Origin of the sequence: Nocardioides halotolerans DSM 19273 (genome assembly GCF_000422805.1) — a bacterium.
GTDB classification, from domain to species: domain Bacteria; phylum Actinomycetota; class Actinomycetes; order Propionibacteriales; family Nocardioidaceae; genus Nocardioides; species Nocardioides halotolerans.
Genome location: NZ_AUGT01000023.1, coordinates 109,792 through 128,643, shown reverse-complemented (window position 1 = coordinate 128,643; position 18,852 = coordinate 109,792). Strand labels below are relative to the sequence as shown.

Annotated in this window: 17 protein-coding genes and 1 pseudogene; 9 read left to right on the top strand and 9 right to left on the bottom strand. The window is 69.4% G+C overall.

The features are described from left to right. Positions 1 to 137: 137 nt before the first annotated feature. Positions 138 to 1,793: a thiamine pyrophosphate-binding protein gene (locus G514_RS0107565; protein WP_028651258.1), complete on the bottom strand. Its 1,656-nt coding sequence runs from the start codon at positions 1,791 to 1,793 to the stop codon at positions 138 to 140. 169 nt (positions 1,794 to 1,962) lie between these two features. On the opposite strand from G514_RS0107565, the gene G514_RS0107560 reads away from it, so the two are divergent. The 3 genes from G514_RS0107560 (at position 1,963) to G514_RS0107550 (ending at position 5,301) form a co-directional block, all read left to right on the top strand. Then, the gene (locus G514_RS0107560) at positions 1,963 to 2,673 is read left to right on the top strand and encodes a GntR family transcriptional regulator (protein WP_051247054.1); all 711 of its coding nucleotides are present in this window, start codon (positions 1,963 to 1,965) and stop codon (positions 2,671 to 2,673) included. Between the two features lie 184 nt (positions 2,674 to 2,857). Beyond that, positions 2,858 to 4,264: an MmgE/PrpD family protein gene (locus G514_RS0107555; RefSeq protein WP_028651256.1), complete on the top strand. Its 1,407-nt coding sequence runs from the start codon at positions 2,858 to 2,860 to the stop codon at positions 4,262 to 4,264. Next, the gene (locus tag G514_RS0107550) at positions 4,261 to 5,301 is read left to right on the top strand and encodes an LLM class flavin-dependent oxidoreductase (protein ID WP_028651255.1); all 1,041 of its coding nucleotides are present in this window, start codon (positions 4,261 to 4,263) and stop codon (positions 5,299 to 5,301) included. The genes G514_RS0107555 and G514_RS0107550 overlap by 4 nt, the downstream gene beginning before the upstream one ends. On the opposite strand, the gene G514_RS25480 is transcribed toward G514_RS0107550, so the two are convergent. Both G514_RS25480 and G514_RS0107540 read right to left on the bottom strand, forming a co-directional pair. Further along, positions 5,289 to 6,539, bottom strand: coding sequence for an MFS transporter (locus G514_RS25480; protein WP_036563969.1), 1,251 nt, complete (start codon positions 6,537 to 6,539; stop codon positions 5,289 to 5,291). The two genes, G514_RS0107550 and G514_RS25480, sit on opposite strands and share 13 nt — an antisense overlap. Beyond that, complete coding sequence (locus G514_RS0107540) at positions 6,536 to 6,970, bottom strand: MarR family winged helix-turn-helix transcriptional regulator (RefSeq protein WP_051247052.1); 435 nt, start codon at positions 6,968 to 6,970, stop codon at positions 6,536 to 6,538. Before G514_RS0107540 ends, G514_RS25480 begins: the two co-directional genes overlap by 4 nt. Positions 6,971 to 7,122: 152 nt before the next feature. Between G514_RS0107540 and G514_RS0107535 the strand changes: the two genes are divergently transcribed. The 3 genes from G514_RS0107535 to G514_RS0107525 all read left to right on the top strand — a co-directional run bounded on the left by G514_RS0107535 (position 7,123) and on the right by G514_RS0107525 (position 9,839). Continuing rightward, complete coding sequence (locus G514_RS0107535) at positions 7,123 to 8,340, top strand: CaiB/BaiF CoA transferase family protein (RefSeq protein WP_028651253.1); 1,218 nt, start codon at positions 7,123 to 7,125, stop codon at positions 8,338 to 8,340. Beyond that, positions 8,337 to 9,173 carry an HpcH/HpaI aldolase/citrate lyase family protein gene (locus G514_RS0107530; protein ID WP_051247051.1) on the top strand — a complete coding sequence of 279 codons (837 nt, stop codon included), beginning with the start codon at positions 8,337 to 8,339 and terminating at the stop codon, positions 9,171 to 9,173. Before G514_RS0107535 ends, G514_RS0107530 begins: the two co-directional genes overlap by 4 nt. Positions 9,174 to 9,566: 393 nt before the next feature. Beyond that, positions 9,567 to 9,839: a hypothetical protein gene (locus tag G514_RS0107525; RefSeq protein ID WP_157544648.1), complete on the top strand. Its 273-nt coding sequence runs from the start codon at positions 9,567 to 9,569 to the stop codon at positions 9,837 to 9,839. A gap of 406 nt (positions 9,840 to 10,245) precedes the next feature. Here the strand turns inward: G514_RS0107525 and G514_RS25475 are convergent, their stop codons facing one another. Together G514_RS25475 and G514_RS0107515 are read right to left on the bottom strand one after the other, a co-directional pair. After that, on the bottom strand, positions 10,246 to 11,595 hold the full coding sequence (locus tag G514_RS25475) for a type II toxin-antitoxin system HipA family toxin (protein ID WP_084151853.1): 1,350 nt from the start codon (positions 11,593 to 11,595) through the stop codon (positions 10,246 to 10,248). A 7-nt stretch (positions 11,596 to 11,602) separates the two neighbouring features. Continuing rightward, the gene (locus tag G514_RS0107515) at positions 11,603 to 12,193 is read right to left on the bottom strand and encodes an HAD domain-containing protein (protein WP_028651250.1); all 591 of its coding nucleotides are present in this window, start codon (positions 12,191 to 12,193) and stop codon (positions 11,603 to 11,605) included. 232 nt (positions 12,194 to 12,425) lie between these two features. On the opposite strand from G514_RS0107515, the gene G514_RS0107510 reads away from it, so the two are divergent. The 3 genes and pseudogenes from G514_RS0107510 to G514_RS0107495 form a co-directional block, all read left to right on the top strand. Further along, entirely contained in the window at positions 12,426 to 13,010 is a 585-nt protein-coding gene (locus G514_RS0107510) for a hypothetical protein (protein WP_157544647.1), read from the top strand. Between the two features lie 114 nt (positions 13,011 to 13,124). After that, positions 13,125 to 13,448, top strand: a complete 324-nt coding sequence (locus G514_RS29055; RefSeq protein ID WP_051247047.1) for a helix-turn-helix domain-containing protein — start codon at positions 13,125 to 13,127, stop codon at positions 13,446 to 13,448. A 462-nt stretch (positions 13,449 to 13,910) separates the two neighbouring features. Further along, positions 13,911 to 14,138 (top strand): annotated as a pseudogene (locus tag G514_RS0107495) (IS3 family transposase); the annotation flags it as partial. A 421-nt stretch (positions 14,139 to 14,559) separates the two neighbouring features. Here G514_RS0107495 and G514_RS0107490 read toward each other — a convergent pair. From G514_RS0107490 to G514_RS0107475, 4 genes are read right to left on the bottom strand one after another with little or no spacing between them, the layout of a single operon-like run. After that, positions 14,560 to 15,786, bottom strand: coding sequence for an acetyl-CoA C-acetyltransferase (locus G514_RS0107490; RefSeq protein WP_028651247.1), 1,227 nt, complete (start codon positions 15,784 to 15,786; stop codon positions 14,560 to 14,562). Next, positions 15,783 to 16,523, bottom strand: coding sequence for a 3-oxoacyl-ACP reductase FabG (gene fabG, locus G514_RS0107485; RefSeq protein WP_028651246.1), 741 nt, complete (start codon positions 16,521 to 16,523; stop codon positions 15,783 to 15,785). The genes G514_RS0107490 and fabG overlap by 4 nt, the downstream gene beginning before the upstream one ends. Continuing rightward, the gene (locus G514_RS0107480; protein ID WP_028651245.1) at positions 16,520 to 17,662 is read right to left on the bottom strand and encodes a CaiB/BaiF CoA transferase family protein; all 1,143 of its coding nucleotides are present in this window, start codon (positions 17,660 to 17,662) and stop codon (positions 16,520 to 16,522) included. The genes fabG and G514_RS0107480 overlap by 4 nt, the downstream gene beginning before the upstream one ends. After that, complete coding sequence (locus G514_RS0107475; RefSeq protein WP_028651244.1) at positions 17,659 to 18,834, bottom strand: acyl-CoA dehydrogenase family protein; 1,176 nt, start codon at positions 18,832 to 18,834, stop codon at positions 17,659 to 17,661. The genes G514_RS0107480 and G514_RS0107475 overlap by 4 nt, the downstream gene beginning before the upstream one ends. Positions 18,835 to 18,852: the final 18 nt, after the last annotated feature.

Here is an 18,852-nt window from a genome sequence, read left to right as displayed (position 1 = left end):
GCAGGCCACTCCTGCCCGACAACCCACGTACATGCATGTGAGAGGCCCCGGCCCGCAACCCCCTCAGGCCGAGGCGGTCACGTCATACCGTCTGAGTGGCCGCGAGGAAGGGCCGCCCGGAGAGCCGACCTCGCGGGTCAGGCCTCCTGGCCGAAGTGCAGGCGACGGTAGGGGATGCTGATGACCTGGGTGGAGATGCGGACGTCGACGATGGTCGGCGCCGGATCGGCGACGAACTCCGCGATCGCGGTCTCGAGCTCGGCGATCGAGCGGACCAGCGACCCGCGGCCGCCCAGGGCCCGCCCGACCTCGCCGAGGTCGGGCGTCGAGATCCGCGCCAGCTCGGCGTTGAGCCCCTTGGCCACCGCCTTGTGATACTCCGCGCCCAGCAGCTGGTCGTTCATGACGATCACCAGCAGCGGGAGCTCGCTGCGCACCGCGGTCTCGAACTCCGGCAGGTGCATCATGAAGCCGGCGTCGCCCTCCATCAGGAAGGTCGGCTGCTTGCCGGTCGCGAACATCTGCCCGATCGCGGTCGTGAGCCCCTGGCCGATGCAGCCGAAGTGCTGGTTCATCAGGATGCTGCGGCGCTTCTTCTTCATCAGGATGGTCGAGAAGCAGATGTTCTGGCCGCCGCCGATGACCAGGCCGATCTCGGCCGGCACCTGCTCGTCGAGCGTGGTGCACACGTCGCGCGGGTCGACGGTCCCCTCCTCGACGTCGTACGGCTCGTCGTCGACCCAGGCCGTGGCGAGCTTCTCCTTGACGTCCGGGGTGCGGTAGCCGGTGTGGTGCACGCCCCGGGTCTCGAGCGCGGCGCGGAGCTCCTGCACCGCGAGCCGCGCGTCGGCCTGGAGGAAGATGTCCGCGCTGCGACCGTCGCCCATGACGACGTGGTGCTTGGTGTCGACCTGGACGTACTTGGCCATCGGGTAGTTGTAGCCGTGATTCGTCGTGTACTTGTTCAGCCCGGCGCCGAGCGCGATGACCAGGTCGGCGTCCTGGAAGAGCTCGATCGCGGTGCGGGTCGCATAGTTGCCCGAGATGCCGACGTGGAACTCGTCCTCGCTCAGCCAGGTCTTGGTCATCAGCGTGGTCGCGATCAGGGCGCCCGTGTCCTGGGCGAGCCGCAGGATCTCGTCGCCGGCCCCGGACCGCTCGGCGCCGCGCCCGGCGACGATCACGATCCGCTCGCTGGCGGCCACGAGGTCCGCCACCTGCTCGACCACCTCGGGGTTCGGGAAGATCGGCCGCACCGGCGCCAGCAGCTCGGTGGACGGCACGTACTCATCGTCCGCGTCGGGGAACGGCTTCTGCTGGACGTCCATCGGCGCACTGATCAGCACCGGCCGCGACTCGGTCCGGGCGATGTAGAAGGCCTTCTGCACGGCGTCGTAGGCGAGGTCGGGAGTGGTCACGTGGACGAAGGCGGCCTCGCAGGCCTCCGCGAACCGCGACTGGTCCAGCCGTTGCACGTAGGACGGGTCGCCGGCCGGCGCCTCACCGATGAACGCCACCAGGGGGGTTCTGGCCCGCGCGGCCACCACCAGGGTGGTCGCGAGCTGGGTCACTCCCGGCCCGCTGGTCGTGGTGCACACGCCCGGGTCGGCGTGGACTCGCCCGTAGCCGTCGGCCATGGCCAGGCCGCCACCTTCGTGACGGGCCTCGACCAGCTCCACCCCGAGCTTGTCGAGCTCCTCCATCCAGTACATGTTGGCGTCACCCATCATGCCGAAGACCGTCTTGGTCCCCTCCGCGGCGAATGCCTTCGCCAGCGCCTCGTACACCTTCATCGCCAAACTCCGTTTCTGGGACGCCGAACTGTTTCGCAAGATTATATGCTGATCGTATGCAATCACATCGAGGGGCGACACGCAAGGCGTCGCGCGGCTGCGCACCTGTCGCGTACGCTCCGCTCTGTATACGATCGGCACTCGGGTGTCGACACGAGGAGGCCACCAGATGGACGAGAACGCCGACGCCGGCGGGTCCCTGAGCGGGCTCGCGCTGCTCGTGGACGGCAAGCCCCCGACTCGGGGCGACATGCCGAACGCCGTCGCCAACGCGCTGCGCGAGGCGATCCTCAACGGCTCCCTCGGCCCTGGTCGCTGGCTGCGCGAGGCGGAGGTCGCCCGCGAGATGAACGTGAGCCGGACCCCGGTCCGCGACGCCTTCCGGATCCTGGCCGCCGAGCGGCTGGTCGAGATGAAGGCCAACCAGGGCGTCGTGGTGAGCCAGATGAGCAGCGAGGACGTGCTCGAGCTGTACGTCGTGCGCGAGGCGCTCGAGGGCCTCGCCGCCCGGCTCGCCGCACGACACGGCCAGCGGCAGTGTCTCGACGCCTTCACCACCCTGATCCCGGAGATGCGCCGGGTCGGCGAGGCCGGCGAGGTGCGGGAGCTGTCCCGCCTCAACTTCGAGTTCCACGCCGTGGTCCGCGACTCCGGGGGCAACCGCTACCTGGCCCAGCTGCTCACCCAGCTCCAGCAGGCGGCTCGTCGCTTCCCCGACCCGACGCTGGGGCTGCCGGGCCGGATCGAGGAGTCCATCGACGAGCACGTCAAGCTCGCGGACGCGATCAGCCAGGGCGACGCCGACACTGCCGAGAAGATCGCGGTCGACCACATGCGACACCTCGCCGAGCTCCGGATCCGGATGCTGCTGCGCAACTGAGCCCAGGCCCGATCCGCGGAGCACCCTCCCCGGCCTTCCCGACATCGCATACAGGCCGCGCGGCGGCGTGCCGACGCGCGAAGGTCCGCGGCCAGCGGCGCCGCTTGCTTGACGAGGATCCTCGGGCTAAGGATATTGTGTGCGCGTAGAATACAATGTCTGACGACCAGGGCGGGGTGCGCCGATGGACAGGACCACCGAGCGGCTCGTCGAGTTCGCGCTCGACTACCGGCTCGCGGCCGAGCCCGAGCGCGTCCACACCGCGACGCTGCACCACCTCATCGACACCGTCGCCGTCGCGGTCGCCGGCACCACGGCCGAACCGGCCCGGATGGCGGCCAGGGTGGCCACGCGGAGCCGGCGTACACCCGGCGCCACGGTCGTGGGGTCGGGTGGCGACGTGGCGCCCGACCAGGCCGCCTTCGCCAACTCCGTCATCGTGCGCACCTACGACTGGAACGACGGCATGCAGGCCAAGGGCGGCGGCCACCCGAGCGACATGATCCCGGGGCTGCTCGCGATCGGCGAGATCGCGCTCGCCTCCGGAGCCGAGCTGCTGTCGGCGACCGCCCTGGCCTACGAGCTGCTCGGCGGGCTCGGCATCGCGGTCAGCCGGGCGCACTTCGACCAGGGTTTGTTCATGGGCGGCGCCACCGCGCTCGCCTGCGGTCGGTTGCTCGGGCTCGACCGGGAGCAGTTGGGCCACGCCGTCTCGCTCGCGCTGACGACGGCGCTGCCGCTGGCCGTGCACCGCTGGGGCTCGCTGACGATGATGAAGGGCGCGTCGACGGCATTCGCCGTGCGCAACGCCGTGCACTGCACCGAGCTGGCGGCCGAGGGGTTCACCGCGACCGCGGCGCCGGTCGAGGGGTTCTTCGGCCTGTGGGAGGCGCTCGGCGAGTTCGAGCCGCAGCTGCCCGTGCTCCCGGGCGGGCCGAGCGTCATCGAGATGGCGCACCAGAAGCCGATCCCTGCGGAGAGCCAGGTGCTGGGGCTGCTGGACATCGTCCCGCGGGTCCGCGCCTGGTCGCCTGCGGACCGCATCGAGTCGATCCATGTCGAGGTCTGCGAGCGCGCGTCCCGGCACGTCGCGGACGCCGACAAGTACGACCCGCAGACCCGGGAGACGGCCGATCACAGCCTGCCCTACATGCTCGCCGTCGCCCTCGTCGACGGGGAGATCACGCTCGACTCCTACCGGCCCGAGCGGTTTCTCGACCCGGCGCTGCGACCGCTGATGCGCCGGATCACCGTGGCCGCCGCCGACGACCTCACCGAGCTGCGCGACCAGAACATGGGCGTCACCAAGCCGCACCCGGTGCGCGTGGTGTTCCGCGACGTCGACGGGCGCGAGCTCCGCGAGGAGACGATGTACCACAAGGGCCACTTCCAGGACCCGATGACCGCGGCCGACATCGATGCCAAGTTCGACCGGGCCTGCCAGGGGCTCGTCGAGGGCGCCGCCCTCACCACGCTCAAGCGGGCCTGGTGGGAGGTCGGCTCGGCCGACGACGTCGCCGTACCCATGAGCCTGCTGGCCCACGTCGGTGCCGCCGACGACGGCCGGCCCACCCGCAAGGAGGACCGATGAAGATCACCGTGCGCGTCTCGGCGCCCCCGACCGCAGGCCCCGACGGCTTCACCGCCGCGTCGTTCATCGACCGCGTCGAGAGGGCCGACGCCTACGGCTTCGACCGGATCTCGGTGGGCGACACCCAGCTCAACAACCTCGAGTGCTTCTCCGCGCTGAACCTGGCCGCCACCCGCACCAGCAAGGCTGGGCTCGGCCCCGGGGTGACCAACGCGGTCACCCGTGACGTCGGCGTGATGGCCAACGCGCTCGGCAGCCTGGACGTGGTCAGCGGCGGGCGGGCGTTCTGCCTGATCGCCCGCGGCGACGGCGCGGTCCGCAACGCCGGGCTCAAGCCGGCCAGCGTGGCCGAGATGCGGGGCTACTTCCTGGCGCTGAAGTCGCTGCTGCGCACCGGCCACGCGGAGTACGGCGAGCGGACCGTGCGACTGCCGTGGATGGCCAAGCACCAGCACGCGGTCCCGCTCTACATGGTGGCCGAGGGGCCGCGGATGCTCCGGATGGCCGGCGAGATCGCCGACGGCGTCTTCGTCGGCGCAGGGCTCACCGAGATGGTGGTGCGGGAGAGCCTCGACACCATCCACGCGGGCGCCCGCGACGCCGGCCGCGACCCGGCCGAGCTCGACATCTGGTGGGACACGCGCTCGGGGATCGGCCCCACCTGGGAGGACGGGCTCCACCGGGCCAAGGAGAGCCTCGCCTCGATCGGCAACCACGCCTTCCGCGCCGGCTTCGAGGGCAAGCACGTGCCCGAGGAGTTGCACGACGTGCTCCGGGACTACGCGCGGCGGTTCGACTACTCCGAGAAGGGCACCTCGGCCCAGAACGGGCCGCTGATGGAGGAGCTCGGGCTCACCGACTACTTCGTGGAGCGGTTCGGCGCCGTGGGGACACCGGAGCAGGTGGTCGAGCGGCTGCGGCACCTCGAGTCGATCGGGGTCACCCAGGTCAGCATGGCCAGCCACGACCGCGGCCTCGCAGGCGTGCCCGACAGCATCGAGCTGCTCGGCGAGCAGGTCCTCCCCTACGTGCGCTGAGCGGCGCCGGCCGGCTCGGACGCCGCGCGGGCAGCCAGGCGTCGCTCGCCCATCCAGCTGTGGACGACCGCTGCGGCGATCGCCGTACCGATCCCGCCCAAGAGGAAGCCGAAGCGCGGGTCGGTCACCTCGCAGAACCAGCCGATGATCGGGCCGCCCACTGTGGTGGTGCCCTGGGTCGCCAGCACCAGGAGAGCGATCACCCGCCCGCGCATCTCCGGCTCGGCACGCAGCTGCAGCACCGAGTTGGCGACCGCCCGGAACAGGACGCTGCTCCCGCCCAGCGCCACCAGCGAGACGTAGGCCAGCGTCAGGCTCGGAGCGAGCGCGGTGGTGCACATCAGGAGCGAGAAGACCAGCCCGGCGACGGCCAGCCGACTCGTGGTCGGCCGGAGCGCCCCCGCGAACGCCAGCCCGGACACCACGCCGCCCAGCCCCATGCAGGTGAACATCAGTCCGACCACTCGCGCGTCCTCTCCGAAGCCCTGCCTGGCCAGCAGCGGCAGCACCACCGTCCAGTTGTAGGCGAGGGTGCCGCTGACCGTCATCAGCACGAGCGGGCCGAGGAGTGCCGGCCGGCTGCGCACGTAGGAGAAGCCCTGCCACGTCGCGCCGCGAGTGCGTGGCAACGGCTCCGGCGCCGGCTGCTCGCGCCGGATCCGGGCCAGCCCGACGATCATCGCGAGGAACGACGCGGCGTTGATCAGGAAGGTCGGTCCGATGCCGAGCCACGCGATGGTGACGCCCGCGACGGCCGGGCCGACCACCTTGCCGACGTTCTGGGTGATGCTGTTGAGGGCCACTGCGTTGGTCAGCCGCGCGGGGTCGACGATCTCGCTGACGTAGGTGAGCCGGACCGGCCGGTCCACCGACTCGATCACCCCGAGGACCAGCGCCGCCACCATCACCATCCAGATGGTCACGTGGTCGGTGAGGGTGAGGACTCCGAGGGCCACGGCCGGGACCGCGGCGGCCGACTGCGTGACCAGGAGGACCCGGCGCTTGTCCAGACGGTCGGCGAGCAGGCCGCCCCACGTGGTGAGCAGCAGGGTGGGGAGCTGCTGGAGCGCCGCGGTGATGCCGAGGACGGCACCGGAGTCGGTCAGCTCGAGGACCAGCCAGGCCTGCGCCACCTTCTGCATCCAGGTGCCGATGACCGACATGCCCTGGCCACTGAGGTAGCGACGGAAGTTCGGGCTGTGCAGCGAGTCGAAGGTGGCGCGGAGGTACCTCCTCACCAGCGCACCGTGGCGAGCTTCTCCAGCACTGGCAGGGCTGCCAGCAGCCGACGCCGCTCGTCGGTGGACAGCGCCACGAGCTGCTGTGCCAGCAGGTCCTCGGCAGAGCGCTCGACCTTCGCGAGGTAGGTCTTCGCGGCCGGGGTCAGCACCACGCCGTACGTGCGCTGGTCCAGCGGGTCCACGAACCTGCTGAACAGCCCCAACCGCTCGAGCCTGGCCGCGACCCGGGTCGCCGAGGACTTGCTGATCGCCTCGCGCCGTGCCAGCTCACCCACCCGCATGCCACCGTGCCGTCCGACCGTGGCGACGGCCGAGGCCTGGGACGGGGTCAGCTCGCCGTCCGCCGAGTGCTTGCGCAGTCTGCGGTTGAGCCTGACCAGCACCTGGCGGAAGAGGGCTATGTCCTGGGCCTGGAAGTCCGTGCTCACGATCCGAGAGTTTAGTACGCCAGTGCAACTATCCCTCCGCACGACCTCCCGCTTGCTCCACACAAGACGCTCTACTCAACCGGTCTGATTGCATATAGACTGCACGCAATTACGTACTCATTGTATGCAGTTTCGAACCGAGGATGTGAGCCGTGAGCCACGATGACCGGTCAGCGCCAGGAGATGGCCCGCTCGAGGGGATCCGGGTGCTCGACATCAGCACCGTCTACGCAGCGCCGATCGCGGCGATGCTCCTGGGCGACTTCGGAGCCGACGTCATCAAGATCGAGCACCCGCGGGGCGACCCCGCCCGCACCCACGGCCCGAGCAAGGACGGGCACGGGCTGTGGTGGAAGGTCATCTCGCGCAACAAGCGCGCGATGACCCTGGTGCTCAGCACGCCTCGGGGTCGCGAGCTGCTGCTCGACCTGGTCCGGAGCAGCGATGTGCTCGTCGAGAACTTCCGTCCCGGGGTGCTCGAGAGGTGGCACCTCGGACCCGATGTGCTCCACGCCGTCAACCCGGGGCTCGTGGTGCTGCGCACCACCGGCTTCGGCCAGACCGGCCCGTACCGCGAGCGCCGCTCCTTCGGCACCTTGGCCGAGGCGATGAGCGGATTCGCGCACCAGACGGGACCGGCGGACGGCCCGCCGACGCTTCCGCCGTTCGGACTGGCCGACGGCGTGGCCGGCATCTCCGGTGCCCTGGCGGTCGTCACCGCCCTCTACGAGCGGGCCCGCAACGGCGGCCACGGCCAGGTCATCGACCTCTCACTGCTCGAGCCGCTCCTGGCGATCCTGGGCCCGGGGCCCTCGGCGCACGACCAACTCGGACAGGTCCCGGGCCGGCACGGCAATCGCTCGCCTAACAATGCGCCCCGCAACACCTACCGCACGAGCGACGGGCGCTGGGTCGCCATCTCGGCGAGCGCCACCTCGGTGGCCGAGCGGGTGCTGCGCCTGGTCGGCCGCCCCGACCTCGTCGACGAGGCGTGGTTCGCCAGCGCGAGCGGGCGGGTGGCACACGCCGAGCTACTGGACGACGTCGTCTCGCGGTGGATCGCGCAGCGCACTCTCGCGGAGGTGTCGGAGGCGTTCGAGACCGCCGGTGCGGCCCTCGCCCCGATCCTCGACGTCGGCCAGTTGGCCACCGACCCGCAGGTGTTGGCGCGCGACTCCTTCACCACCGTCGACGACGCCGACCTGGGCCCGTTGAAGATGCAGAACCTCCTGTTCCGCCTGAGCCGGACGCCGGGGCGGATCCGGTTCGCCGGCCGGCGGCTCGGCGAGGACACCGAGGTGATCCTGAAGGAGCTGCTCGACCTGCCCGACGACGAGGTGAGCGAGCTCCGGTCGGCGGGAGTGCTGTGATCCACCGAAGCTACCTCTTCGCACCAGGCAGCTCGGCCCGGGTGCTCGCGAAGGTGTTCGACGCCGGTGCCGACGTGGTCGTCCTTGACCTGGAGGACTCCGTCGCCGCACCCGACAAGGCCACAGCCCGACGGGCCGTGCACGACGTGCTGGCCGAGCACGCTGCGATCGTCCGCATCAACGCGGTCGGCACGCCCGAGGCCGAGCGTGACCTCGACGCGGTGGCCGACCGGGCCCTGGCGCTGCGCGTGCCCAAGGTCGAGTCCGCTGCCGACATCCGGTGGGTCGCGGAGCGCGCTACTGGCCTGCCTCTCATCTGCGCGGTCGAGTCAGCGAGAGGATTGCTCGCCGCCGAGGAGATCGCCTCAGTCCGCACTGAAGGCATTCCGCTCCAGCTCAGCATCGGTGGTGTCGACCTCCGCCGCGACCTCGGCACCGGGCCCGGCGTGACGCCGTTGACCTACGCGAGGTCGCACCTCGTCGTGGTCTCCCGGGCATACGGGCTCGATCCTCCGATCGACAGCGTCTTTGCCCACGTGAACAACGTGCCGGGCCTCGCCGAAGAGGCCGGGGTCGCGCGCGACCTCGGCTTCTTCGGAAAGGGCGCGATCCACCCGCGTCAACTCGAGACAATCCACTCGGCCTTCACTCCTCGACGTGAGGAGCTTGAGTGGGCGGCCCAGGTCATCGCGGCATTCGAGGACTCGGCCGGCGGGGTCGCCCGCCTCGAAGATGGCGAGATGGTCGACGTACCCGTGGTCCAGCGCGCGGAAGCTTTGGTAAGGCTTGCTTCCCACGTCGCCGGTGCCGCGGGGGTACGCAGGACGATGTGAGAAGCCCGCGACCTCGCGGCCATCGGGTTCGTTTGTCTTGGACACCCGCGGGCTGCGCCATAAAGGAACTGGGTGGCAGGTGGCTGGCGTGACCCACCGCGGACTCCTCGGACTCTCTTCACGGTTCGCGCTCGCTGCACCGCCGCAGAAAAGACCAGGCTGGTAGTGCTTACTCCGCCCGCCAGAGCCGGCCGTATCGCCTCGGCCTGGAAATGCTCCGTAGCCTCTTACGAAGGTCCGGTGCCCCCAAGTCACCCGGAGGCCGCGCGCGACGCAGGCTGCGCGACGTCTCGCGCAAGATCAAGACCGAGCCACGCTCCCGGCCCGCGTCGAGCTGCCGCCCGCCCGGACGACCTGATTGCCGCTGCGCGCGGCCTCGGCACGATGCACCCCATGACCACAGACACCGCCCAGCCCTTCTCCCGCATCCCTGACCCGGACGCGCTCCGCGAACCGGTCTGCCCCACGTGCGGAGGAACACAGCTGATCAACATCCAGGAGATCGAGGAACGCCGCGAATATTCTTTGCGCACGGTGGCGCCTGACCTCGCTTACGGCATCCCCGAAATCGCTTGGACCATCCACATGGTCAACGACCTCAGTTGCGAGATCTGCGAATGGACCGTCCCAATGTCCTCAATCGAGGCAGACAACGTGCTCGAGTGACCCACCTCGACTCACCGCGTCGAGACAACGCGGAACATGGATCCTCGTACCCCCGGCACCCGCCGATAGGTCGAGCGACTCCCCCAGGTCCACATCCAGAGTGCGGAAGGTGGCTCAGTAGGGAACCAGTCATGTGACTGACCCGCTGTCAGGGACCTGACCGCTCAGAGACCAGGGTCCGGTGCCCCTACCTTCCACGACGACAAAGTCCCGAGACGCTGGTCGACACAGCCGCCGGACATCGGGGCGTGCCAGGTGAGTTTCTGATCGCACGCGACAGTTGGGCTCCATCCTCGCTACAGATCAGGTGTCCGAGCTACCCGGGTCAGGCTCCGGGCCTTAGCGGCCGATCCGCCATCGACGTGTCCCGTGGGCGCAGAGCGGACCTAAGCGTTGGTGCGGTTGTTCAGGGTTCCCCGTACTCGACATAGGGGTTGAGGAACTCACGTCCCCACATCGCCTTCCGGTCCGCGGCGCTGACGCGGGCCTGGTCGCACACATCGTCGTAGTCGACGCGGACTCTGGTGGTGACGCGATCGATGAGAGCGGCCGCCTCAGCGTCGTCGAGCTCGAAGTCGTGAGCTGCGGCGCGGGCTAGGTGCAACTGGCTGGCTCTGCGGCCGTCGCGGGTGATGCCGAGCGCGTGGGACAGCGGACCGCCGGCGCGAGGGCTGGGCGCGATGTCATAGGCCGGGGTGAGCTCGAGCAGATACCCGTCCCAGAACGCCGCGTGGTTGCGCAGGTGGTCGTCGCTGTTGCCGACGCAGATGTTGAACACCATCCGGGTGTAGAGCTCGCGCAGTGTGTCCGCGGGGTGAGTAAAGGAGGCGCGGACGGTGTCCGCAAGCTGGGGGTAGGTGGCGTGGCGTGAGGCGAGCTCGCCGTACCCGAGGAGGGTTAGAGCCGAGACCATCATGTGGCGGGTCCCGGCCTTAGGCCGGTCGAACCGTTCCACCAGCAGCACGTCGCGACCCTCGACCGGCACCATCTCCACCGAAGCCACGTTGATCCCGACCCGCTGCGCCAGGAGCATCGCAACCGCCTCAGCGTGCAGCGCTGGCCTGGCCTGGGTGATGGAGGGGAACTTCGCGATCAGCGACCGCTCCCCGTTGACCAGGAGTGCCTTCGGTTGTGCGCCACCCACTCCGGTGAGGTGCCGGATGCCTTTGCGCAGCTCCGCCGGGACGGGTTTGCCTATCTCGATGAGCTCGCACGCCTGCACCAGCTGATCCAGGGTCGCCTGCTCAGCGGCCTGGGGAGTGTACGCCGAGGGTGTGGTGGTGACGTCGAGTGCACCGATCCGATCGCTGCCTGCGGCTAACAGGTAGGTCAGCTCCGAGAGCACGGCCGTGGCTTTACCGGCGATCTGGCTGTTGAGGACCCGGCGCCCCCACGCGTCGGGGGATGCGTCTCGCAGGCACGACGCGATCGAGAGCGGATCTCGCGACGGCGGGCCCTCTGGCTGGGTTGGGTCGAAGACTCCCGAGCGCAAGGGCAGCTCGGGGGTGAACAAGGACACAGCGTCGGGCCGCTCCAGGAAGGAGTCGTCGTAGGTGAACGTGCACACCGGCGTGTTGTCGTGCTGACCAGTGGTCTCTGTGATCCGGCCGGCGAGGACGGGATCTGCGGCTCCGGGAGGCCAGAGCCACACAAATGCTTTGCCCTCGGGAGCCGGGGCGGGGTCCTCGCAGTCTCCTTCGTCGTCGACCTTGTGGTAAGCCTCACGACGAGCCTTGCGTCCTGGCGTCGGCGTCATCGTCGCCTCACGCCTCACAACGGCTCAGGAACCGCTCGAGTCGTTCCATCTGCCGCGGGGTGATACCGACAGATGTGCGCGGGGCGAGGAGCAGGGTCTCGATGCCGCGCTCAGCCAGGGTTTTCCTGATCGCGGCTACGCCATGCGCCGCGTGGTCTCCATCGTCGGCCGTCAGGCCCTCACCGGCGGAGTCGTCGGGCCCGACGAGGTGAGTGTCAGTGAGGTGGTCATCGCACCAGGCGAGACGCCGAACGGACCCGTGGTGGTCGAGCCAGCGCAGAAGCGCTGTCCACTTCCACCAGTCCACGTCGTCATTACCGGGGTCCTCGTACTCGCTGGTGATCTGGGGCCAGGCCGGACCGGGGAATGGGTCCATACGGTCGCGGAGCGGCCTTGGCCAGGAGGTGAGCCACCGGCACGCCAGGCCGGGCTGCGCGGCGAGCTGATCGATCCGTCGGCACAGTGTGGGAGACACGTGCACGGGTCCGAAGACCTGGCCGGCGACGACGTCATCGCCCCAAGCAGTGTGGCCCCAGACCGGTGAAACAACACCGTCGACGTCGACGATCAGCGCCAGCGACGGGTTGCTGCGTGACATCGCTATCGGACCATAGGAACGAGGCCCAGATCGGAGTGGGCGACGCGGTCTATGCCGAACCCAATGGAGACCCGACAGCTTCCCCTCCTGGTGTCGCTGCCCATGACGCGGGATAGGGCAATCTCTGAGCCACTGACGGTGCAGAACCGCGTGGAGTGAGGGTGAGACCTCGGCATTGACCACCTCGTCATGACGTCAGCAAACAGATACTACTCTGTTAGAGTAATATCAAATGAACGGGAAACGCCAGAGGCGAACAACCCCACTGCCGGCACGCGAGGATCGTTCGCTCGTGGTCGCTCAGTTGATTGATCGACTGCCGGACCGGGTCCGAGCCGCGCTCGGTGGTGACGAGGAGGCACTGATCGGCCTGCTGATGCTGGCCGCAGAGTTCACGTGGCAATCGCGTGCCGACCTCGGCGGGACGGTCCCGGAGATAGCGGCGGAGATGAACAGCTTCGTCGATGAGGTAGCCGACTGCTATTCGACCGAACGGCCGCCCACCGACCGGATGTGTGACGAGGGCTTTGTGCTTGCAGCCCGGGTGGACGCCCTGGCGGTCGAGGTGTTGTACCGGCGGTCCATGGTCAACATCGACGATGACGCCGTTCTGGTCGCCTCGGTCGGATCTTCAAAGAATGAGGAGCGACACCTGGCGCGCGCACATCTCGCCGCGCTTCGGGACGCTGCGGCAGACGGTCGCGAAGTTACGGATCTGGATGTTCAGGCCGCCGAGCAACTGTATCGAGCAGTCGTGGCGAGCCGTCGCGAGCGAGCCGACCGTGAGATCCGGCTTGGGCTGCGGGACGAACCGTAGGAACCCGCCAAGAATGGAGCGCACCGACCGCGCGTACCCTCTGTCGCAGCACACAGGCGCTCGGTCGGAGCGAGCCATCATCACTCATCGTCGCGTGCACGATAGCGTCGACCCATGGCCACAGCCCCCGAGCGACGACTCGCCACGGGCCGCCTGCTCCTCGGCGCGAGGGTGCGTGCTCTGCGTGCCGACTCAGATCTTCATCTGGCCGATCTCGCCGAGGGAGCCGGCATCTCGCTGGCCTACCTCAGCGACATCGAGCGGGGCCGCAAGCTTCCCTCGCTGCTCGTCCTGGACACCTTGGCGACAACACTGAGAATGACGGTTGTCGAACTGCTGGACGACATCTACCCGTGGGGGACGGCTCAGACGCCGCGCACGCGTCCCGCACCCCCACCGGACGGACGAGCCGGCCGAACGGTCCGGCACAAGGCATAGCGGGAGTGCACAAGCCCACCGCTGCCGATATTCCGCCGGGCCGGTAGCAGCGACGTAGCACGACAGAGGGCGGGGGGCGTCGCAGCTCAGGATCCGGCTCCCCAGAGCTGGGCCACGCTACCGTCACCACTCGCCACCCGGTGGATGGAACAAGAGAACGAGGTCCTGCGCCGCGCCGCGGCCCATCTATCCCAGGGCGAACCTGTAGGGAGAACGATGTACTCGCCCGTCCGCGAGCTCGCTGGCGACGGTGTTGCCGTCACGGTGGCGTGCCGGGTGCTCAAGCTGGCCCGCTAGCACTACTACCAGTCGCTCGCTGCACGGGTCACCGACGCCGAGCTCGTCGAGGCCTACCGTGCCAACGCCCTGCTCGACGCAATCGCGATGACCCGGAGTTCGGCGACCGGTTCCTGGTCGACACAGCTCGTGAGGCTGGCGAGTCGATGGCGGCCAGGACGGCGTAAGGTCGGCGCCGCCGGCGACAACGCAGCCATGGGGTCCTTCTTCGCCGTGCTGCAGAAGAACGTCATGAACCGACGCATCTGGACCACCCGGCAGGAGCTCCGAATCGCGATCGTGACCTGGATCGAACGGACAGACCACCGACGCCGCAGGCAAGACACGCTCGGCCGATTGAACCCCATTTACTACGAGACCATCATGACCACGCCGACCACTCAGGCGGCGTGACCCGATTTGTCACCCGATCGTGCTGCAGTCCACTTCTTCGAGCGCACACATATACGCCTCCGTGGTTTTGGACTATCTGTCCCACGGAGTTCAGAGGCGCGTCCTCCCACCGCTCTCATCAGCGGATCGTCCTCGACTCCGACGCCCTGCTCACCAGTGACTCAGGCGATGGTTGAGGCCGCCTCACCAGTGCCGCGCCAGATGGTGGGGGGCGAGCCTCTGCAGGTCTGAGCCATAGACGTTGCTGCGGCGTGCAGCCGCCAGGCTCGCCCGCCAGCTCAATCGGATCCCGCAGCCCAGTCAAGACAGTCCGAAACCGGGAGGCGATCGATTCGCGGGATGACGTCCGCGCATGGCCGCAGTGCACTCCCAGTCATGGTCTTCATCCCGGTGCGGGCTCGCTGGCGAGGTCAACAACGCTTCACACAGTAGCGCTCAGGACGGCTGCCATACCTTGCCCGCCGCCGATGCACATGGTGACCAAGCCGTGCCTGCCGCCTGTACGTCGTAGCTGCCGCCCCACGGCGCCGACCATCCGGGTACCCGTGGCGCCGACAGGGTGGCCCAGCGAGATGCCCGAGCCGTGTGGATTGATCCGGAGTCTGTCGTCCGGCGTCACCCCCCACTCGCTGAACACCGCTAGTACCTGAGCGGCGAACGCCTCGTTGAGCTCGATCGTGTCGAGGTCGTCCATGGTGAGACCGGCTCGGTCGAGCGCCAGCCGGGTCGCGGGCACCGGACCGATCCCCATCACTTCCGGTCCGACGCCGGCGACAGCCCAGGACGTGATCTGGAGCAGCGGCTCGATGCCGAGCTGGTCTGCACGGGAACGGGTGGTGACGAGCGCCATCGCGGCGGCGTCGTTCTGTCCGCTGGCGTTGCCCGCCGTGACCGTGGCGTCCGCGTCGGTACGAATCAGCACAGGGCGGAGCATCGCCAGCTCGTCGACGGACGTTCCGGCGCGGGGGTGCTCGTCAATGGCTACAACGGTGCCGTCGGGCAGGGAGACGGGCGCGATCTCCTCGGCCATGACGCCGGACTCTTGAGCCTCGACCGCACGCCGGTGCGACTCGACCGCGAGCTCGTCCTGCGCCGAGCGGGCGATGTCGTAGCGGCGGCGCAGGTTCTCGGCGGTCTCGATCATGCCGCCCGGAACCGGGTGGTCGCGGCCGCCAGAGGTCTCGCGGGCCCGGACCAGGCTGTCGTGCATCCGGACGCCGGCGCGACCGGCACCCCAGCGGACATCGGTGGAGTAGAACGAGGCGCTGCTCATGCTCTCGGTGCCCCCGGCGACGACCAGCTGGGCTGCTCCCGCGCCGACTGTCATCGCGGCGTTGAGGATGGCCTGAAGGCCGGAGCCGCAGCGTCGGTCGATGTGCATCCCTGGCACCGAAGTGGGCAGCCCTGCGTCGAGGGCGACCACCCGGCCGATCGCGGGAGCTTCGCTGTTCCCGTTGCACTGGCCGAGGATCACGTCGTCCACATCACCGGGGCTGACCCCAGTGCTGTCCAGCAGCGCCCGGAGCACAGTGACGCCTAGGTCGACTGCCGTGAGCCTCTTGAAGACGCCCCCGTAACGGCCGATCGGCGTGCGCAGCGGCGCACAGACCACGACGTCCGACCCCTGCGCGAGCGGCTGGCTGGTCACATGAACCTCCCACCGGTGACCTCGGTCACCGTTCCGGTCAAGTACGACGAGAGCTCGGAGGCGTAGAAGACGCACACGGAGGCCACCTCCTCCGGCCGGCCGGGCCGGCCCATCGGGATCTCGGCCATCTTCTGGTCCCACACGCGTTGCGGCATGGCGGCGGTCATCGCCGTCGCGATGAGACCGGGCTGGACACAGTTGACGCGAACTCCGTGGTGGGCCAGTTCCTTGGCCGCCGCCTTGGAGAGTCCGACGATCCCGGCCTTCGCCGCCGAGTAGTTGGTCTGCCCGGCCAGGCCCACTTTCCCGGACAGCGACGAGATGTTCACGATCGAGCCGCGGCGCTGCTCGCGCATGACCGCTGCAGCGAGCCGGGTGCCATGCCACGTTCCCTTGAGGTGGACATCGACCACCTGGTCGAAGTCCTCCTCGGTCATCGTCCGCATGGTCGCGTCGCGCGTGATCCCCGCGTTGTTGACCATGACGTCGACGCTCCCGAAGCGGTCGCCAGCCTGGTCTAGGATGTATTGCACGTCGGATGCCGAGGTCACGTCGCAGCGGAGGCCCGTCGCCCGCTCTGGACCGAGCTCGACAGCTGCCGCTCGGACGGCGTCTTCGTTGAGGTCGACGAGGACGACGCTGGCACCGTGCTCCACGAACGAGTGGGCGATGGCGAGGCCGATGCCCTGGCCGGCTCCGGTCACGACGCCGACGCGCCCTGCGAGGAGCCCGCTCACTCGAGCTCCGACAGGATCTGTTCGTTGTGCTCACCCAGAGCCGGCACTGGATCCATGCGCAGGTCGACGTCCGCGAACGTCATCGGCGGAAGCAGCGCCCGGATCGCGCCGTTCTCCGTATCGACGGTCCGCCACCGCTTCCGCTCGGAGAGCTGTGGATGGTCGACGACCGCGCCCATGTCGTTGATCTGGGCCGCCGGCACGCCGGCCTCCGCCAGCCGCTGATCGAGCTGCTCGGTCGACCACTGCGAGGTCTGGCTGGAAACGAACTCGTCGCACTCCTGGCGGTGAGCGACCCGCGCCATGTTGGTGCTGAAACGCGGGTCGTCGGCGATGTCCGGCCGGCCGAAGACGCCGTCCGCAAGGCTGCGCCAGCCGCTGTCGTTCTGCACCCCGATCAGGATGCTGCCGTCCTTGGTCGGGTAGGCGTCGTAGGGCGCGATCGACGCATGGCCGAGGCCGCGCCGCTCGATCTGCCGGCCGGCGTACAGCTGGACGTAGAGGGCGTAGCCCATCCACTCGACCGCGGCGTCGAACATGGAGACCTCGACCGTCGCGCCGGCCCCGTTCCGGGTCCGGCGGAAGAGGGCCGAGGCGGCCGCGAGCGCCGCGTACATGCCGGCCGCGATGTCGGCACTGGGGATCCCGGTCTTCGTCGCGGTGTCGGGCGTTCCGGTCACCGACACCATGCCGGTCTCGGCCTGGATCAGCATGTCGTAGGCTTTGCGGTCGCGCTTGGGGCCGTCCTCTCCGTAGCCCGAGATGTTCACCACGACCAGTCCTGGCCACAGCTTGCGGAGCGCCTCGCTGCCGAGCCCCAGGCGCTGGGCCACACCCGGGGCGCAGTTCTGCACGAAGACGTCCGCGCGCCCGATGAGCTGAAGGGCGTTGGCCCGCCCCTCATCGGTAGTGAGGTCCACCGCGAAGGACTCTTTGGAGCGGTTCAGCCAGACGAAGTGGGAGGCGAGCCCGTTGACCACCTGGTCGTAGCCGCGTGCGAAGTCGCCGATGCCCGGTCGCTCGAGCTTGATGACGCGGGCACCGAGGTCCGCCAGGTGCCGGGTGGCCATGGGGCCGGCCACGGCCTGCTCCAGAGACACCACGGTGACGCCGGCGAGGGGCAGCTCTAAATCCGTCATGCCGCACCGGCCTTGGCGTCGCGGAGCAGGGCGCCGCCGATGATCAGCCGCTGGATCTCGCTGGTGCCCTCGTAGAGCCGCAGGAGGCGTACGTCGCGGTAGATCCGCTCGACCGGGACGCCACGCATGTAGCCCGATCCGCCGTGCACCTGCACCGCTAGGTCGGCGACGCGTCCGGCCATCTCGGTGCAGAAGAGCTTGGCAGCCGAGGGGCCGATCCGGCGGTCCGCGCCGGCGACGAAGCTGCGGGCCGAGGCTCGCACGAGCGCCTGCCCGGCGGCCACGCCGGTGGCCTGGTCCGCGAGCATCGCCTGGACGAGCTGGTGCTTGCCGATCAGGGTCCCGCCCTGGGTGGCCGTGGCGGCGTAGGACACCGACTCGTCGAGGGCGCGCTGCGCGAGTCCGACCGCGAGCGCGGCGATGTGCACGCGGCCGCGGGTCAGGCACGCCAAGGCTTCGGTGTACGCCGCGCCTTCGGAGTCGCCGACGAGCGCGGCGGCCGGGAGGTGCACGGCGTCGAGGACCAGCTCCGCGGTGGTCGCGCCCTCCTGGCCCATCTTGTGGTCGCGCGGGCCGACGGTCAGCCCGCCGGTGCCGGCCGGCACCAGGAAGGCCGAGATCGCCGGGCGGCCGCCGGCCTCGGGTCCGGTGCGGGCGAAGACCACGAACAGGTCGGCGTCTGGAGCGTTGGTGATGAACCGCTTGCGGCCGTCGAGCACCCATCCATCAGCGGTGGGCCGGGCCGTCGTGTGCAGCGCCGCCGGGCTCGAGCCGGCGCCTTCCTCGGTGAGGGCGAACGAGGCCACGACCTCGCCGGCCGCCATCCCGGGCAGCCATCTGGCCTTCTGCTCCTTTGTGCCGGAGGCGACCAGGAGCTGGCCGGCGATCCCGTTGTTCGTCCCGAACATCGAGCGCAGCGCGAGCGTCGTGTAGCCCAGCTCCATCGCTAGCTCGACGTCCTGGCACAGGTCGAGCCCCAGCCCGCCCCACTCGGCGGGGATCGCGTAGCCGAACAGCCCCATCGCGGCCGCCGTCGACCGGAGGTCGTCGGGCACCCGGTCGGCGGCCATGATCTCGTTCTCACGCGGCACCACACGCTCCCGGACGAACGAGCGAACCTGGTCGTGGACCAGCGCGAAGTCCTCGGCCGACACCTCCGTTGCGAGCTCCATGGCCGTTGAATCTTTCGC

Coding starts and splice junctions, on each gene's coding strand:
- G514_RS0107480 (WP_028651245.1), bottom strand. CDS start 17,662: ATGACGGATTTAGAGCTGCCCCTCGCCGGCGTCACCGTGGTGTCTCTG.
- G514_RS0107510 (WP_157544647.1), top strand. CDS start 12,426: ATGAACGGGAAACGCCAGAGGCGAACAACCCCACTGCCGGCACGCGAG.
- G514_RS0107550 (WP_028651255.1), top strand. CDS start 4,261: ATGAAGATCACCGTGCGCGTCTCGGCGCCCCCGACCGCAGGCCCCGAC.
- G514_RS29055 (WP_051247047.1), top strand. CDS start 13,125: ATGGCCACAGCCCCCGAGCGACGACTCGCCACGGGCCGCCTGCTCCTC.
- G514_RS0107555 (WP_028651256.1), top strand. CDS start 2,858: ATGGACAGGACCACCGAGCGGCTCGTCGAGTTCGCGCTCGACTACCGG.
- G514_RS25475 (WP_084151853.1), bottom strand. CDS start 11,595: ATGACGCCGACGCCAGGACGCAAGGCTCGTCGTGAGGCTTACCACAAG.
- G514_RS0107565 (WP_028651258.1), bottom strand. CDS start 1,793: ATGAAGGTGTACGAGGCGCTGGCGAAGGCATTCGCCGCGGAGGGGACC.
- G514_RS0107560 (WP_051247054.1), top strand. CDS start 1,963: ATGGACGAGAACGCCGACGCCGGCGGGTCCCTGAGCGGGCTCGCGCTG.
- G514_RS0107525 (WP_157544648.1), top strand. CDS start 9,567: ATGACCACAGACACCGCCCAGCCCTTCTCCCGCATCCCTGACCCGGAC.
- G514_RS0107475 (WP_028651244.1), bottom strand. CDS start 18,834: ATGGAGCTCGCAACGGAGGTGTCGGCCGAGGACTTCGCGCTGGTCCAC.
- G514_RS0107515 (WP_028651250.1), bottom strand. CDS start 12,193: ATGTCACGCAGCAACCCGTCGCTGGCGCTGATCGTCGACGTCGACGGT.